The following is a 13,859-nucleotide window of genomic DNA, read 5'->3' as shown; positions in this document are numbered from 1 at the left end:
GAAACTCCTACAGAAGTAGAGGAGATTTTTACAATATACATTCGCGGTAGCGACTTTCATTAGAAAGAAAAGTGTTGATACCGCAAAAAAATAAAGGCACAGTCTAACCATGCCTTTTCTCTATAACTGAAGTAGATTTTAGTAAAATTGGTAAAATTAAACGACTTTAAGGTTCAGCTTTACTATTTTTTGCATCCTTGAGTCGCATAGTCCAAAATTGAATTGTATCGGCAATTTCAATTAACAAATCTGTCAACAAAACCTGTTCATTGAAATTCAAATTTTGAAAACGTTCCTGAAACTCATCCGTTGTCATATTGGAGCGAATGTTTAAATCATTACCAACAATTTTACACAAAACCACCCGTGCAACACCCCAAGCAAAATAACGCCTTTGTTCGTCCGAATCTTGATTAGCATCGGGTATTTCTCCATTTAATAACCGGAGAGAACGAGACATCGCCCAAAAGCGTACAACGCCCCAATTGGAGACATAATCAGCAATACCACTGGCCGCACCTTGCCACTGTTTAATTTGCTCAATTGAGCCTGCACCCGCCTTGAGGAGTTGAAAAACTTCTCGATCCAACTCATAGGATACAACATTTTGATCCATCACTTATTTTCCTCCTGAAAATGGCTGAATTACCACCCGTCCGTAACCGACACTCCAGAGTCCACCCAAATAATGTTCATCATGGAGAAACTTTTCCCATTTGCCTAATTCTTGAACCTCTCCGCGAGTCGTCCAGGTGATGAAAAATACCGATCCGGGTGGCAATCCTTCCACCGCAAAAAGATTGTCGATTAAATTTCCCTTTTCGTCCGGTTCATCCTTTATACTCACTCTCGGTTGACGAACTAACCCCATATCCACAAACAGATTAATACTGGTATCTGGAACTACAATTAAGCGATCGCCAGGAATGTCGATACTCGGTATGTTTTGGGGAAAGGGTAAATTTTTAGTGATCTCAGAATCATACTGCACATTTTTCAATTTCAACCACCGCAGAAAGACATCTTTTCCATGTAACTGCTGTTCGGTAATATAAATTGAATTGCGATCTTCTAAATTCAAAACAGACTGTTGAGAAAGCTGTTGAAAACGGTTCAGCCAACCCAAACAACTGATCCACCAATTGCCATACCCCAACACATGAACGGGCCACCAAACCGGCCAAGCCCAACTTAAAGCAATCCCTCCCCGTGAAACGTTATCATCGGAAATCTCTTCATTTTTCCCCAATTTTTTACCAAACCAATTGTTGACCCAATCTTTGTAATCCTCTTGATTTTCGGCGTGTTCTCGCAACGCACCCCGCACGGAACTTCCCGGAATAGCTGGCGTGCGATCGCTCAACCGATAAATGGGATTATTATTGCCTCGGATGCTACTATCGGCGCCGCCAATATGAACGGGTTCGCAACAAATTAACCATTCAACTGTCATAAATAAGTCCTCAAAATAACCACAAATGTCCGTAGCCCAAAACGTGACGGTTAAACGGATCGGGTAATGGCCCCGAATAAGAAACCGGAGAAGTTCCCGCCCACAAATACACCGCCCCCGCAGGAGTCATCCACTCCCCAGGCGTGAGTACCGCAACTCGACGGGTGGGATCGTGGCGATCGCGAACTTTCTTCCAAGACTGCCAAGGAACGCCCATTTCCGCCGCATAACCCTTGACTCCTGGCGGTGTGGGACAGGAAAGCTTGGTTTGGGGTTGTTGCCAAAGCGCACCCGTGAGTAAAATAGCCTCTCTAGGGTTAGGACATTCGGCCCCCAATTTTTCCCATCGAGAACGTCCTCGCACACAACGAACCGTGACCGGAGTTCCCGCCCCTAAAATCCCCGTGTTGGGCGGTTCGTATTCACCGATAATTTTGACCAAAATTGACCAATCAGGATCTAATAAAGTCGTCATTTCGGCAAAAAAACCGCCTTCATCTTTAACTTGAAAATCCTCCCGACTGTTGTGACTTAACGTTAGGGTTTTCCAGGGCAAATGTTTTAACTCATTATCATCAGGTTTTCCCGACGAGAAACTCCACTCCTGCGATCGCCAAAAATCCTCCAAAGTATTAATTGGAATCAGATATTGACCCCCAATAACCTCAATCTCTTGACCTTGGTGTTGGCTTTGAACTTGCCACTGTTCTTGTTCATCCCAAACCAGACGATAAAGACGTTGGGGAAGCTCGTTAGAGGCGCGATTCTCCGCAATATCAAGGGTATAAACGGGTAAAGGTAAAAGAACGTAAAGATTGGGATCGCAATACCAAAACGGCCCCCAGAGTTGAGCATGACTCGGCAAATTCAAACAAGCCGCCAACTGATGACCGTTCGGAGGCCAGCGACAGCCGACCTGTCCGCTATTTTGTCCAACGGGGGTGAGATTGCCAATAGTAATCGGCCCTGTAGGTGTGATGGTGTACCATCCGGTCATGGTTCCTCCTGTAATGTGAATTGGGTATCGGGTGTTGGGTGTTGGGTGTCAGGTGTTGGGTGTTAGGTGTTATGTTCAATGAAACCCAAAACCCAAATTATTCTTCCCCTGCCCTAACCCGTTCGATCCACTTGTCTCTTTCTCGCTGCTGACGGGCGAGAAAACCTCTGAGGGCGATCCAGTTTAACCACCATTGCCAGTCGCCTATTTCATCTCGAAACGCCCGTCGGTCATAGGCTTTAGCCATTGTTTCCACTTGTTCCCAACACAAGGGTAATTTCGCACTCGCCCACAAGGTATCGATTAAATCTCGGACTGTAGCCGGAGAATATTCTTGAATACGGGTGCTGTCGAGATAGCTGAGTAACTTTTCCCAACAGTTGAGATCGGTTTTGTCTTCTGCTGTCGGTTCGACAGTCATCAACAAATTCCACAACGGCCAGGGACAAACCCACTCCAAAGATTGACCGCTGTTGAACAACACCCGAATACAAACCCGGTTGCGACCTTGATTTTTGGCGTGTTTGTAGGCATCGTTCAGTCCTCGATGCCAGAGTGATTGAGGAATGCGACGTTGGGCGATCACCACTCCCAAGCTAAAATTCATTTGACGCCCCGGAACCGGATAAATTTGATTTTCGTATTGCACCCAACCATCCACCGGCGGATCGAGGGGTTGAGTCAAGGGTGAAGGGTTTCCCGTCCAGAGGGCGTGTAAGTTACTCGTGAGGGCGATCGCTTCCGTGATTGGCCCCAACAGCAAAAAGTCATCTCCCCCCGCAAATATCACCCGTCCGTTGTGATGGTCTTCGGTGAGTTTGTACAGCAGTCGGTTCCACAAACTAAACAACACCGACAGATCGACCATGTGGGGCAGTTCTACAACTCTCGTTCCCGATGGGTTGGGCGGTTCGATATCGAGTTGATACTCGGCGATCGCTTCCTGGCTCGGATGCCATTTTGTCCAAAGAAGTTCGAGTTTGCTGTATTGCTGTCCAGATAGCCATTTTCCCATTTTGTCACCATCGCCCCGCCAGCCCACCGTCCATTCAATGGTGCTTTCCCAACCTTTGGGAATACTGCTTTCCCAGTCGGAAATTTTTTCAGAGTCGATATTGCGGCGTTCTAAAACTCGGGGATGGGTGTAGGTTTGAGATTGGCGATCAACAGCAGGTATTCCCCACAGACGCTTCGGTTGATCCTCAAAAAAGTATTTATCGTAATCGCCTAATTCCTTATTCCAAACCTCAGATAAACCCATTTGCGGTATCCAAGCCGCAGCCGCAGCAGTGCGATCGGGAAAACGTTCCCAAGGACAATCGGGGGGCTTTTTACCCCATAATCGTTCTAGGGTCGGACAGATAATTTCTGGCACAGATGCCAACCGCTTCACCATTTCGATACTGTTGAGGCGATCGCTGCGGGAAAATAACCCGGAGAGTCGGCTATTTTCGGGAATTTTTTCTCTTTCCCACCATTCATTCAAGGTGCTATTTGGTAATCCCCAAGTTCCACCTCGATCGATGGGTCGTAAGCCGGGGTGCCAAATCGATAAACTCCCGGCGCTGGGGCTAGTCCGTCCACCCCACCAAGTTCCTCGCCAGTTTCGCCCGAGTTTGGCGGCTTCCAGGCGTTGATGGAGTTGTCCGATCTCCTCAACTGCGCGATCAGATCGCAGGGGTTGAGAGTCGCCGTAAATTGTCCAAAAATAATGATGATCGGCATGAATAACCTGCCAACCGACTCCATTGAGATGGGAGTTATGGGCGATCGCAGCTTGTTCGAGTTGTTGCAGAAACCGTCCCCATTCGGTTGAGATAATTTGTTTGCAGTTATCCCACCATTGGGGTTCGTCGGGAAAAAGTCCGGTGAGTACGTTGGGAAGTTCGGCTTGCCAAAATGCTTCACCGACGTCAGTTTCACCGTGTAGCCATCGCAATAAGGGCGAGGAATGATGTAAAGGCAGCAAAACTTGACCTCCGGCTTCTTCCCAACGATAGATTAAAACACCTGCCAAGTAATGACACAACCAGGAACCAACTGCCCAGTCCCGCAGGCGGTTTCCCCCTCCCAAAAAGGTTTGAACCGGACCGAAGGTGATCGCGCCAACTTGAGTTAAATTTGGATCAGATCGGCTAATTTGTTGGCAAGATTCCCGAGTTGCGCCTCCTCCCCACCAAAATTGATTAATTAAATAGTCGGAGGTTTGCCATTCGCCGCTAACGGGATGAGTTGATCGAGAGGGTGGGATTTCTGGCAGTTGAGAATATAGCTGTTGTTGTTTTTGCAACCAATCCGGTAATTCCATTACAGCGTCCTTTTGATTTCAGCAACTAGGTTTTCGTAATCTTTAACTTGTTTTTCAACCTCGGTTGAAAGGTTGGCAAGATTGACAATATAATTCAGCCAATCGATAGCAATTTGTGAGGAATGTTTGGGATTATTAACACTTCCGATATCGTCTGTTTCTTTATCCAAATATTTATCAATTGCATCTCCCATCAGGGTATGATAAAGTTCATTTCTCAAACCGAGAAAGCTTTTCCCTTGCAACCAATTTTCGCGGTAAAAATTTTTAAACTCTGTCCAGTCAGGAACATTAGATACAGAATTGACTTGATAGTGAATTTGTCGTTTATGGTAATTGTTTCTTTCCAAGTACGAACCCTGACTCAATAGTTTAACTGTACTTTTGATTTCAAGCCGAAATTCTATTTCTTGTTGATTTTGTTCTTGATACTTTAAAACTACTTTTTCCGGTGTTCTTTCCCAATAATACTTACCCGAACCCTGCCGTTCAACCAAACAGAAAATTGCCAGTTCAAACGCACCTGCTACCCTCAAATACCAGTGCATCCATTGTCCGCGATCGCGAAACGCTTGTTCGCTCCACAGCGCGATCGCAATTCGTTCTATAATTTCATCTTTTGGAGAAGAAAATTTTGCTTTTTTCGCGAAAAGGTTAAAAGAAACAGCCCGATCTAGCTGTTTCAATTTATTCCGAGTTTGCTCCCGCTCATTTTCAGTTATTAGTTTTAACGCGCCTGCAAAATCCTGTATCTCTAATAACTGCTGAATTTGGGGTACTTTTAAACGCCATTGCCAGTGATCTCCACTATGCTCATTAAGGGATGTATCTTGCCGAGAAATATAAACGAACTCAACCTGTTGACCCGCTATTTTTTGTTCAACTCCCCAGAGATACAAAGCACTACTTAAAGCAGGAGTACCGCTACTGTGTTGGATGATAAATTTATCAAAAGTGATTTTATCTGAATTGGGAGGCTGAAAAATAATGTGTTGGTTTTTGAACGAAATCATCGGATTTTCTTGTCCGCTCAAAAGATTTTCTATAGTTTTAGCCATGCCATCCCAGTTGGCAACTCCATTTTCTAATTCCGGCTGAATTTCTAAATGAATTAAATGCAGATTTATATTTTTTGCTTGACACCATTGAGAAAGAATATTTCGCCACCAATAGCCATCGGATGCCATTAAATCACTAAACGTCTGACCGCTAATATTGTGATGTTCTATCCAGGCTTGCTGATTGGTGAGAATTATTCCAAAGTGAATATTAGCTTCCTTTTGTAGACGGTCATAAACTTTTCTAATCAAAGGAAATTTAACTTGCTCGATATCCTCTAGCATTAATTCTTCGAGGAAGTGGATTTCCTCGTGAAAATCCTCAAAAGTTTTACATTTTTGTATGCTGTTTTTGGCTTGATCTGACGAAATCTTAATATCGTTATTCCCTAGAACTTGTAAAACCAGGTAATTAGCCATTTAAGTTAAACCTCCTTGACAAGAATTGACTCAACTATTGATCGCTTTTATTTAAAAAGCGAATCATTGAAAAAAAATAACTGCAACGTTACTAAATTTTCAAACTGGACGGGGTAAATCGCAAAAATTATTGATTGGATTTGCCCCCATAATTCGATAAGTATTGGTTAGCGAAACCCCCGAATTTGTGTTTCGTGAATCCATCCTCCCCCACAAGCATTGGTCATATACCAGCCGTTTTGAGGTTCAACATAAACCGATACAACCTGCATATCTTCCAGGGTACATTTAACATTTCCACCCGGAGAAGAACGCACGTTAGAAGGAGGGTCAAATACTAAAACAAAACCCATATCTTCCATCGGTCGTATATGTCGAGCAGAACAAACGACTTTCAACATATTACGAGTGGCTTGAGACTGGGGAGAATATTCTTGACCATCAACTTCCCAAATTCCCCGACCGCAATGGGCGCCGGCATTAATTCGTTCATTTCCGAGATAATAAGTAAATCCCGACCACCAACTCGCCCCCCCTGCATTTCGTTGAATTGATTGAGTGTCGAGTTTGACCAACTGACCGCCTGAAGCCTCTCCTAACGTCAACATTTCAGCGTGGACGGGTTGGCTAAATAAACTCGAAATCAAAGCAACAGCTAAACCAGAAAGTACAGAAGCTTTCATTTTTAATCTCCTGGATTAATGAATGTAAAATCAAGTTAAACAATTGTCAGAATACGTTTAAAGATTCAGTCGATAATCCTCTCAAATCCTATCGGAAAAAATGGGAAATAACGGCTAATATTGGAACCCCTAAAAGTGTTAGTGGTGGCAACGGATATCGGATTGAAGATACTCTACTTTCAAGCTTAAACGAACCGCCCAAGATGAGCAACAGTAGACCTACTGAACTTTTTGAATTTTACCTGTATTCTATTTTTAGTTAATTTCCGTAATTTTACGGATTTATTAATAATCAAAAGCATTACAAATCTGCACAACTTCACCCGATGAAAAATCCAATTTCCATCCAATAATAGCCGTGGAGCGTCATCGCTTTGATCGCATTCGCAACCTACCATTAGAACCCTTAGACTATTGCCGCCGTTGGGTTCAGCCCGATCCCAACCGCAAGTACGCAGCCTGCATTCACGCGATTGCCCAAGCAACCGGACTCAGCCCCCACACCATCAAAGACTGGGGACATAACTTTCACCGTCGTCCCGCCTATGTGTTGCGTTTGCTGCGATACGCCGACTTAATCAACCAATTCCGTCAACTGCAAACTCAAGGTATTGTTACCCTACCCCCCAACTTCCCCCAAGAATAACTGATCGTGACTCACGACCAACTCAACGCTAAACCCCTTGTTTTCTCTATCCCTTCAACTTTAGGCTGGAAATTGGACAGTTTTTATTTAAAAAGGCGATCGCATGAATTCTTTATCAACCTACGACGACTTAGACGATTCTTCACCGGACTCGGGAGGAATCTTCCCCTCTCGTTCAGCTTCTTCCAAAGCCTTCTCAACAATGTAAGCAGCTAAATTGGCGACGGGTCTACCTTGGTGGTTGGCCCACCGCTCCAAAGTGTCGTAGACAGAATCAGGCAGGGTGATAAAAACTCTTTTACTCACAAATTTAGTTAGCTCTAGCTCTTTATCATCGTACACTGAAGCACCTCAAACTTGACTATTTGTAGCTAAATCATAGCTGATTTTTAGCTAATATGCTACTATGACAGATAATATAAAGCGCCGACAACGGGGGCGATCATCGTGAGGTTGAAAAATTAGCCAGACCTCCGGGCCAACTGTTACAGGCGCTCGTTGAAATAGGTTCACTTCATCAAAGCAGATTAATTGCTTGGGCAGATTGTTCTGTCTACCAATCAAAGCTTTACTTCCCACCCAACCTTGCCTTTTGGCAAACAGCATGGCTATGAATCTTGCCTCAAAAACACCAACTCACCGACACTGGGAGGGGTTAAAAATCTATTTAGCCCCCATAGACAACACCCAAATGGAACTCGATGAATTTCTGCGACAGTGGAACGTTTCTAGAGAAGAACTGGCCTTCATCTGTGATTGTTCCCTCACCACAGTCAACCATTGGTTTTCTCAAGGCGTGGACTGTCGCACCCCCAGTGAAAAACACAAACAGCGCATGGCGTTCGCCCACCACATCTGGATCGCTATTGAAACCGAACCCCAATACCTTCAGACCCTACGACAGATGTATAACCAACAAACTCGACGACATTCTCTTTAACTGCCAATTGGCAAAAATTTCTTGCCATTTTGATAGGGGTCGCTCTAGGGTAAAACTAATAATTCACCTTTACACCGGAAATGATCGATGACCTCTCAACCCACTTTACCCAACCCCTTGCCCCTACCTCGTTTTTGCGTGGGTCAAACCGTAATTTGGTCAAAAGTTGACCCCCACGACCACGGCACAATTATCGGTTTAACTTGGACAGAAGAAAGTACCTGTCAAGCTATCGGCTGGCACTATCAAATTCGTTTACATCCGAATAGTCCCAGTTACTCCTTCTGTCAAGAAGATTGGGCTTATGAAGCCGACATCGAGACATTTGAACAACAACCTTGAAGACAAAGAAGCATTTCAAAATTGGATGTGGGGACAAATGCACCCCCAAGATTTTTTGATTCGTTGGGGAGTGATTGGGTATACCAATTTAGGTTTACTGTGTGGAGTCTCTGAATGTACCGTTAAACATTGGTTTGAAGACAAAACAGCCAGTTCCTACCGTCCACCCGCACAACGATATCAACGTCTTCTCTCCCAAATGGATTGGTTTTTAGAAACATTTGATCTCACGCCCGAAGAATTAATTCAAGAATATTATCGGGAAAATAAATAACGAGAAAAATTCTTCTAGCACTACTAAGTAGGTAGGCAGAATTAAACGAATAATGCTAAATGCTGTAAGTCCCTTGTTATAAGAGATGCACGATTTTCAGGTTGAACGCTTATTTATGACCGCCTACTTACTTCTGACTTCTGACTTCTGACTTCTGACTTCTTCAGGTGTCACCGTGACACTTTTTTTCCTAGCCAACTTTTATAGAGGTTTGATAAGTTGATAAAAGTATCAATTTATCGAAAATTTATTGAAATCCATGAATGCTTTATCAACCTACGACCTCATCAAAGAACCGTTACTCGATCTGCTGCAAGATATCAAAACCGGAAAAATCCAACTCGTAGACTTTCAACGTTCCTGGTGTTGGACAGAAGAACGAATTTCTGAAGCGATCGCTTCGGTTTCTCTTGGCTTTCCCATTGGGGCGGTAATGTTATTGCAACGGGGAAATCCCGATATCAAATTCAAATACCGTCCTATTGAGGGGGTAGCTTCTGACAACTTGATAGAACCCAAAGGATTAATTCTCGACGGACAGCAACGCACCACAACGTTATGGATGAGTTTGCTTTCAAACCAACCCGTTTGGATTGATCGAGGAAAACGCTATAAACCCGACCAACGTTGGTACTATCTCGATATAGAGAAAGCGTTAGATTATCCCCATACTGACCGTGTAGATGCCATTATCGGATTAAAAGCGAACAAAAAGCTACAGCAACTCGCAGAACCGACCATTGATTGTTCGACAACGGAGAAAGAATTTGAATTGGGTTTATTCCCCGTCTCGGAAGTCTTCAACTTTATGCAGTGGCGAAGCGGATATTGGAAATATTGGCAGGGGAATTCTCAAAAGATCGAGTTAATCGAACGGTTTGAACGAGAAGTCATTAAGCAGTTTGAACATTATCAGATGGGATTATTTGTACTCCGACCCTCACTCCCGAAAGAAGCAGTTTGTTATATTTTCGAGAAGCACAACCAAAAACAGCAAGAACTCACCCAGTTTAATTTATTAACCTCCTCCTTTGCGGCCGAAGATTTTAATTTGCGTTTCGATTGGCAAAACCGAGAAAAACGGTTTGCAGCTTATCGGGTCTTGCGTCTGTTAAAACCCAGTGATTTTTTACAATCCATCGCTTTAATCGATAGCTACACTCAACGGATGGAAGCAATAGAAAAGGGAAGTTCTGCCGATCAACTCCCCTCGGTGAGTATGAGTCGAAATCGAATCTTGAATTTAAGCCAAGACCAATATCAAAAATGGTCGGAACCGATTTCTGTTGGGTTAGAAAAAGCCGCACGGTTTTTACACGAACAGGCAATTTTTGACGCGGATGATTTACCCTATCCCATGCAATTGGTAGTTATGGCACCGTTATTTGTTATTTTGGGAGAAGGAGTTAAAGTTGATGCAATTCGCAGGTTATTATTACAATGGTTTTATTGCGGTGCGGCATCGGGAACTTATTCGCGGGGACGGGAAGGAAAAGCGGCAAAGGATTTGATAGAAGTTCCCCAGTGGTTGCAAGGTGGAAATATCCCCGCAACGGTACTCGAAGCTTTTTTAACGGAGGAACGGTTGCAGAATTTAACCAATTCTCAAGGTTCAACCTATCGGGCAATTTCGGCGTTGTTAAGACGAGAAGGGGCGTTAGACTTTTTCAGTGGAGAATCGATTAATTCGGTGCAGTATTTTGATGAAAAGATTGAGAATCATCATATTTTTCCGCAGCAGTGGTGCAAATCTCAAGGAATTGATCGGACTCGATACAACAGTATTGTGAATAAAACGCCTTTGAAGTTAAAGACGAATAAGTTTTTGGGTGGGAAAGCGCCTTCTGAGTATTTGGCTAAATTGCGGAAGGAGGGAATGTCAAAAAAAAGGATCGATCAGATTTTATTCTCCCATCTGATTGAACCCTACACGCTTTGGACGGATGATTTTGACGCTTTTTTTGAATATCGCACCGCAGCACTTCTGGGTTTGATGACTGAAGCGATGGGGAAACAACATCAATCTTATAAAAATGGGAAACAGAAAGCGAACAACATTCAATTGCTCTGCTCATTTTAATTGATTTTGGCTGAATAGGAAAAACTCATATTAGAAGATGATTCAGAAAAAATTCCTATTCTCCAGTTTCTCTAATTTTTCCAATTGCCATCAAATCTCACTCTAATGCCTTCATACTGATTACATCACTACCATAATCGTTTTCTAGAATTTGGGTTTCATGTAGTTGGCAATGCTGTCTCTTTCAACTTAATCATTTATTAACTAATTCTAAAAACAACTTAAAGAAGCATAACTCATCCCAAAATTCTAGCACTATAATTAAATGCCATCAGGTTATTGAATTTTTCCATGCCTACCTACGACTCCCCACAACTCAATCCCTATGTTGATCAAAAATTCCCCATCAGAGGTCACAAAATTCCTTTCCATCACCCTTATCCTCTCTATGCAAGTATCTGCCGTCTATTCCCTGTGATTCACGAATTAAGCACCTTGAGTATTCATCCCATCTCAGGCATACCAGAATTTCCTACACATCTTCAAATTACTGAAAACTCCCAACTGTGTTTGCGTCTCCCCACAAATCAAGTTCCTCTTATCTATCGACTTGCAGGTAAAACTCTCAACCTCAATGGACATAAAATTCGCCTTGGATTACCAGAATCTCAATTTCTTACTCCTTATCATTCTCTTTATTCTCGCTTGGTCATTATTCGAGGATTTGATGAACCTCAAGCTTTTCTGGATGCTGCAAAACGCCAACTTGACCAGCGTAACATAACCGCTACTCTTAAGCTCATTACTAGACCCGAAGGTGAACCTATTCGTCGTGTACTAGACGTAAAAGGAAAAACCCTCGTAGGCTATGGTGTACAAATCAGCGATTTAACTGATGAAGATTCTATCTCTCTCCAAGAAAAAGGTATTGGAGGAAAACCAAAAATGGGATGTGGCGTATTTGTCCCTTTTAAGCATAAATAGGACAAGAAATGACTGCAACTTCAATTCAATCTAAGATCTACCTTCATCTTGACGCATCCGATACTACCGTGATTCATCGTGCAGGAATATTAGGATTATGGATGACCTTAAAGCAACTCGAAAAACGATTTCCTCACCCATCGCAACGTCTAGGAAAACTCTCATGGGAATTGACCCCAAACAGCATTAGTCTGGATTGGGAAGGGCAAGATGAGGCTGTCTTGGATTGGCTACTTAAACAAGCATTTCAAATCGATGAGCGAGGCTTAATTTCATTAACAGGGTTAGATCCTCAATCGATGTCCTTAATCAATAGAGTTCACTTGCAAGAAGTTTTGAGTCAAACTTTATTACAATACAACAAAAATTTAACCTCAATCGCTAGTCAATATAAAGGTTTAGGAATCAACATTGAGAAAATTGCACCTTATTTATTTCTCGAAATTTTGATAACCCTTTCGATCCCCTGGCAATTCTATTTATTGCTTAAGGTCAATGCGAATGATGCCAATCATTCGGTCAATTTCAAAATAGCTGGTGTTGAACTTAGTCTGCAATATAAACAATTAGCTTCCTATGTGCATCAAAATTTTAGTAAACGACTATGCGACCCCAAAACTCATCAATGGACAGAAAAGTATATTCCCATTGTCAGTTGGTTGTATCCGGGGGCAATTGTTCGACATGAAAAGATTCGAGAATATAGTCAATGTAAAGAACCCCCCAAATATGCTTTCGTTCTTCTCTTTTTACCCATTGCGTGCCATTATTTAATTTTATCAAAAGAGATTAGCGAACAAATTAAATTACGGGAAAAACGCTTGACCAAATACTTGCTGGTTATTCCCGATCCTATTAATCTAGAAGAATCGGCACAAATTCGCTGGCGTTTAAACAGAACAAAATATAAAGACTTATATGTTTCTAGCTTGGGAGAAGCTGCTTTGAGTTACTATTCAAAGGAAATTACTCATAGCTTTTGCCCTCAAAGATGTCGAGTTATTCTCTATGGTAAATTAATGCAATCATCTCATTTGTATAATCCTGTAGATATTCAAGATTTTACAATTACCAAAAGAATTTTTAAAAAGTATAAACTGATTTGTCACCATCTCCAAGATAACACTCTATCACAAGGGGGACATAAATTTTTAATTAAGGTTAATCTAATTCGAGGAATGATTTGTGATAATTTATTAAAACAAGAATCAATCTGGCAAAATCTCTGGTCAACCTTAAAAGATGAAGACTCTTATAGAGAAATTAGGCAGCAACTTCAATTGGAACAGCAAGGATTATTCACGGTGATTAAAAATATTGATGAAATCACGAAAGCACATAATGCTTTTATTGAAGTTATTCACGAAGCATTAAAACAAATTTATGCTAAGATTTATGAGGTTGATCGAGGGGCAGGGACAGCTTCAAAAAAAATTGCAAGAGAAAATGAACAGCTAAAGTCGAAGCTATTAGGCTGCTATAAAGAGGAAACATTTAGAGAACTAATGGCGAAATTACTAGCCCGAGCCAATAATCTCTCCAGTCTCAACGAAAACCGAATATTAGTTTTACCTATACTAACGGGTAAAATGGATTGGAAAGAATCAAGAGATATTGCCTTATCCAGCTATCCGATTCAAGCCAAGATGAGTCGGGAACTTTTAGTTTTTTTGACCTTTCCTTTGCTGGTTTATGAGGAATTATATCGATTAGGATTTGCGCTTTTATAACCTT

The 13,859-nt window shown here is 42.4% G+C and carries 15 protein-coding genes and 1 CRISPR repeat array (1 of these 16 only partly in view); of the genes, 7 read left to right on the top strand and 8 right to left on the bottom strand.

Features of this window, described 5'->3' with window-relative positions:
* Positions 1-82: direct repeats of the CRISPR family, unit length 36 nt; it reaches 1,666 nt to the left of the window's first position.
* Between the two features lie 84 nt (positions 83-166).
* From VB836_RS14050 to VB836_RS14025, 6 genes are all read right to left on the bottom strand, one after another.
* Positions 167-616 (bottom strand): hypothetical protein, encoded by a 450-nt coding sequence (locus VB836_RS14050; RefSeq protein ID WP_323219925.1) that lies wholly within the window; start codon positions 614-616, stop codon positions 167-169.
* A 3-nt stretch (positions 617-619) separates the two neighbouring features.
* Complete coding sequence (locus VB836_RS14045) at positions 620-1,453, bottom strand: RAMP superfamily CRISPR-associated protein (protein WP_323219923.1); 834 nt, start codon at positions 1,451-1,453, stop codon at positions 620-622.
* A 10-nt stretch (positions 1,454-1,463) separates the two neighbouring features.
* On the bottom strand, positions 1,464-2,450 hold the full coding sequence (locus VB836_RS14040) for a hypothetical protein (RefSeq protein ID WP_323219920.1): 987 nt from the start codon (positions 2,448-2,450) through the stop codon (positions 1,464-1,466).
* A gap of 97 nt (positions 2,451-2,547) precedes the next feature.
* A complete protein-coding gene (locus VB836_RS14035; RefSeq protein ID WP_323219918.1) occupies positions 2,548-4,758 on the bottom strand; it encodes a Cas10/Cmr2 second palm domain-containing protein in 2,211 nt (736 codons plus the stop codon).
* Positions 4,758-6,236, bottom strand: coding sequence for a hypothetical protein (locus VB836_RS14030; RefSeq protein WP_323219916.1), 1,479 nt, complete (start codon positions 6,234-6,236; stop codon positions 4,758-4,760). Before VB836_RS14030 ends, VB836_RS14035 begins: the two co-directional genes overlap by 1 nt.
* A gap of 167 nt (positions 6,237-6,403) precedes the next feature.
* Entirely contained in the window at positions 6,404-6,919 is a 516-nt protein-coding gene (locus VB836_RS14025; protein ID WP_323219914.1) for a hypothetical protein, read from the bottom strand.
* Positions 6,920-7,277: 358 nt separating this feature from the next.
* Here VB836_RS14025 and VB836_RS14020 point away from each other — a divergent pair, with 358 nt between their 5' ends.
* Complete coding sequence (locus VB836_RS14020; protein ID WP_323219911.1) at positions 7,278-7,565, top strand: hypothetical protein; 288 nt, start codon at positions 7,278-7,280, stop codon at positions 7,563-7,565.
* Positions 7,566-7,685: 120 nt separating this feature from the next.
* Here the strand turns inward: VB836_RS14020 and VB836_RS14015 are convergent, their stop codons facing one another.
* Together VB836_RS14015 and VB836_RS14010 are read right to left on the bottom strand one after the other, a co-directional pair.
* Positions 7,686-7,871 (bottom strand): ribbon-helix-helix domain-containing protein, encoded by a 186-nt coding sequence (locus tag VB836_RS14015; RefSeq protein WP_323219909.1) that lies wholly within the window; start codon positions 7,869-7,871, stop codon positions 7,686-7,688.
* A gap of 87 nt (positions 7,872-7,958) precedes the next feature.
* A complete protein-coding gene (locus VB836_RS14010) occupies positions 7,959-8,171 on the bottom strand; it encodes a hypothetical protein (RefSeq protein ID WP_323219907.1) in 213 nt (70 codons plus the stop codon).
* Here VB836_RS14010 and VB836_RS14005 point away from each other — a divergent pair.
* The 6 genes from VB836_RS14005 to cas8a1 all read left to right on the top strand — a co-directional run bounded on the left by VB836_RS14005 (position 8,170) and on the right by cas8a1 (position 13,855).
* Positions 8,170-8,505, top strand: a complete 336-nt coding sequence (locus tag VB836_RS14005) for a hypothetical protein (RefSeq protein ID WP_323219905.1) — start codon at positions 8,170-8,172, stop codon at positions 8,503-8,505. The two genes, VB836_RS14010 and VB836_RS14005, sit on opposite strands and share 2 nt — an antisense overlap.
* A gap of 87 nt (positions 8,506-8,592) precedes the next feature.
* On the top strand, positions 8,593-8,847 hold the full coding sequence (locus VB836_RS14000; protein WP_323219904.1) for a hypothetical protein: 255 nt from the start codon (positions 8,593-8,595) through the stop codon (positions 8,845-8,847).
* Entirely contained in the window at positions 8,831-9,121 is a 291-nt protein-coding gene (locus VB836_RS13995; protein ID WP_323219903.1) for a hypothetical protein, read from the top strand. The genes VB836_RS14000 and VB836_RS13995 overlap by 17 nt, the downstream gene beginning before the upstream one ends.
* A 259-nt stretch (positions 9,122-9,380) precedes the next feature.
* Complete coding sequence (locus VB836_RS13990) at positions 9,381-11,201, top strand: GmrSD restriction endonuclease domain-containing protein (protein WP_323219902.1); 1,821 nt, start codon at positions 9,381-9,383, stop codon at positions 11,199-11,201.
* Between the two features lie 291 nt (positions 11,202-11,492).
* Positions 11,493-12,125, top strand: coding sequence for a type I-MYXAN CRISPR-associated protein Cas6/Cmx6 (cas6, locus tag VB836_RS13985; protein WP_323219901.1), 633 nt, complete (start codon positions 11,493-11,495; stop codon positions 12,123-12,125).
* A gap of 8 nt (positions 12,126-12,133) precedes the next feature.
* Positions 12,134-13,855, top strand: a complete 1,722-nt coding sequence (gene cas8a1, locus VB836_RS13980; protein ID WP_323219900.1) for a type I-MYXAN CRISPR-associated Cas8a1/Cmx1 — start codon at positions 12,134-12,136, stop codon at positions 13,853-13,855.
* Positions 13,856-13,859: the final 4 nt, after the last annotated feature.

The sequence above is a fragment of the Limnoraphis robusta BA-68 BA1 genome (assembly GCF_034932365.1).
In the GTDB taxonomy this organism is placed as follows: domain Bacteria; phylum Cyanobacteriota; class Cyanobacteriia; order Cyanobacteriales; family Microcoleaceae; genus Capilliphycus; species Capilliphycus robustus.
The sequence above is the reverse complement of the archived record's forward strand: the minus strand, read 5'-3'. Positions and strand labels throughout refer to the sequence as shown.

Bases quoted from the DNA above. Each gene is read 5' to 3' on its own strand.
- VB836_RS14050 (WP_323219925.1), bottom strand. From the start codon at position 616: ATGGATCAAAATGTTGTATCCTATGAGTTGGATCGAGAAGTTTTTCAA.
- VB836_RS14045 (WP_323219923.1), bottom strand. From the start codon at position 1,453: ATGACAGTTGAATGGTTAATTTGTTGCGAACCCGTTCATATTGGCGGC.
- VB836_RS14040 (WP_323219920.1), bottom strand. From the start codon at position 2,450: ATGACCGGATGGTACACCATCACACCTACAGGGCCGATTACTATTGGC.
- VB836_RS14035 (WP_323219918.1), bottom strand. From the start codon at position 4,758: ATGGAATTACCGGATTGGTTGCAAAAACAACAACAGCTATATTCTCAA.
- VB836_RS14030 (WP_323219916.1), bottom strand. From the start codon at position 6,236: ATGGCTAATTACCTGGTTTTACAAGTTCTAGGGAATAACGATATTAAG.
- VB836_RS14025 (WP_323219914.1), bottom strand. From the start codon at position 6,919: ATGAAAGCTTCTGTACTTTCTGGTTTAGCTGTTGCTTTGATTTCGAGT.
- VB836_RS14005 (WP_323219905.1), top strand. From the start codon at position 8,170: ATGGCTATGAATCTTGCCTCAAAAACACCAACTCACCGACACTGGGAG.
- VB836_RS14010 (WP_323219907.1), bottom strand. From the start codon at position 8,171: ATGCTGTTTGCCAAAAGGCAAGGTTGGGTGGGAAGTAAAGCTTTGATT.
- VB836_RS14000 (WP_323219904.1), top strand. From the start codon at position 8,593: ATGACCTCTCAACCCACTTTACCCAACCCCTTGCCCCTACCTCGTTTT.
- VB836_RS13990 (WP_323219902.1), top strand. From the start codon at position 9,381: ATGAATGCTTTATCAACCTACGACCTCATCAAAGAACCGTTACTCGAT.
- cas6 (WP_323219901.1), top strand. From the start codon at position 11,493: ATGCCTACCTACGACTCCCCACAACTCAATCCCTATGTTGATCAAAAA.
- cas8a1 (WP_323219900.1), top strand. From the start codon at position 12,134: ATGACTGCAACTTCAATTCAATCTAAGATCTACCTTCATCTTGACGCA.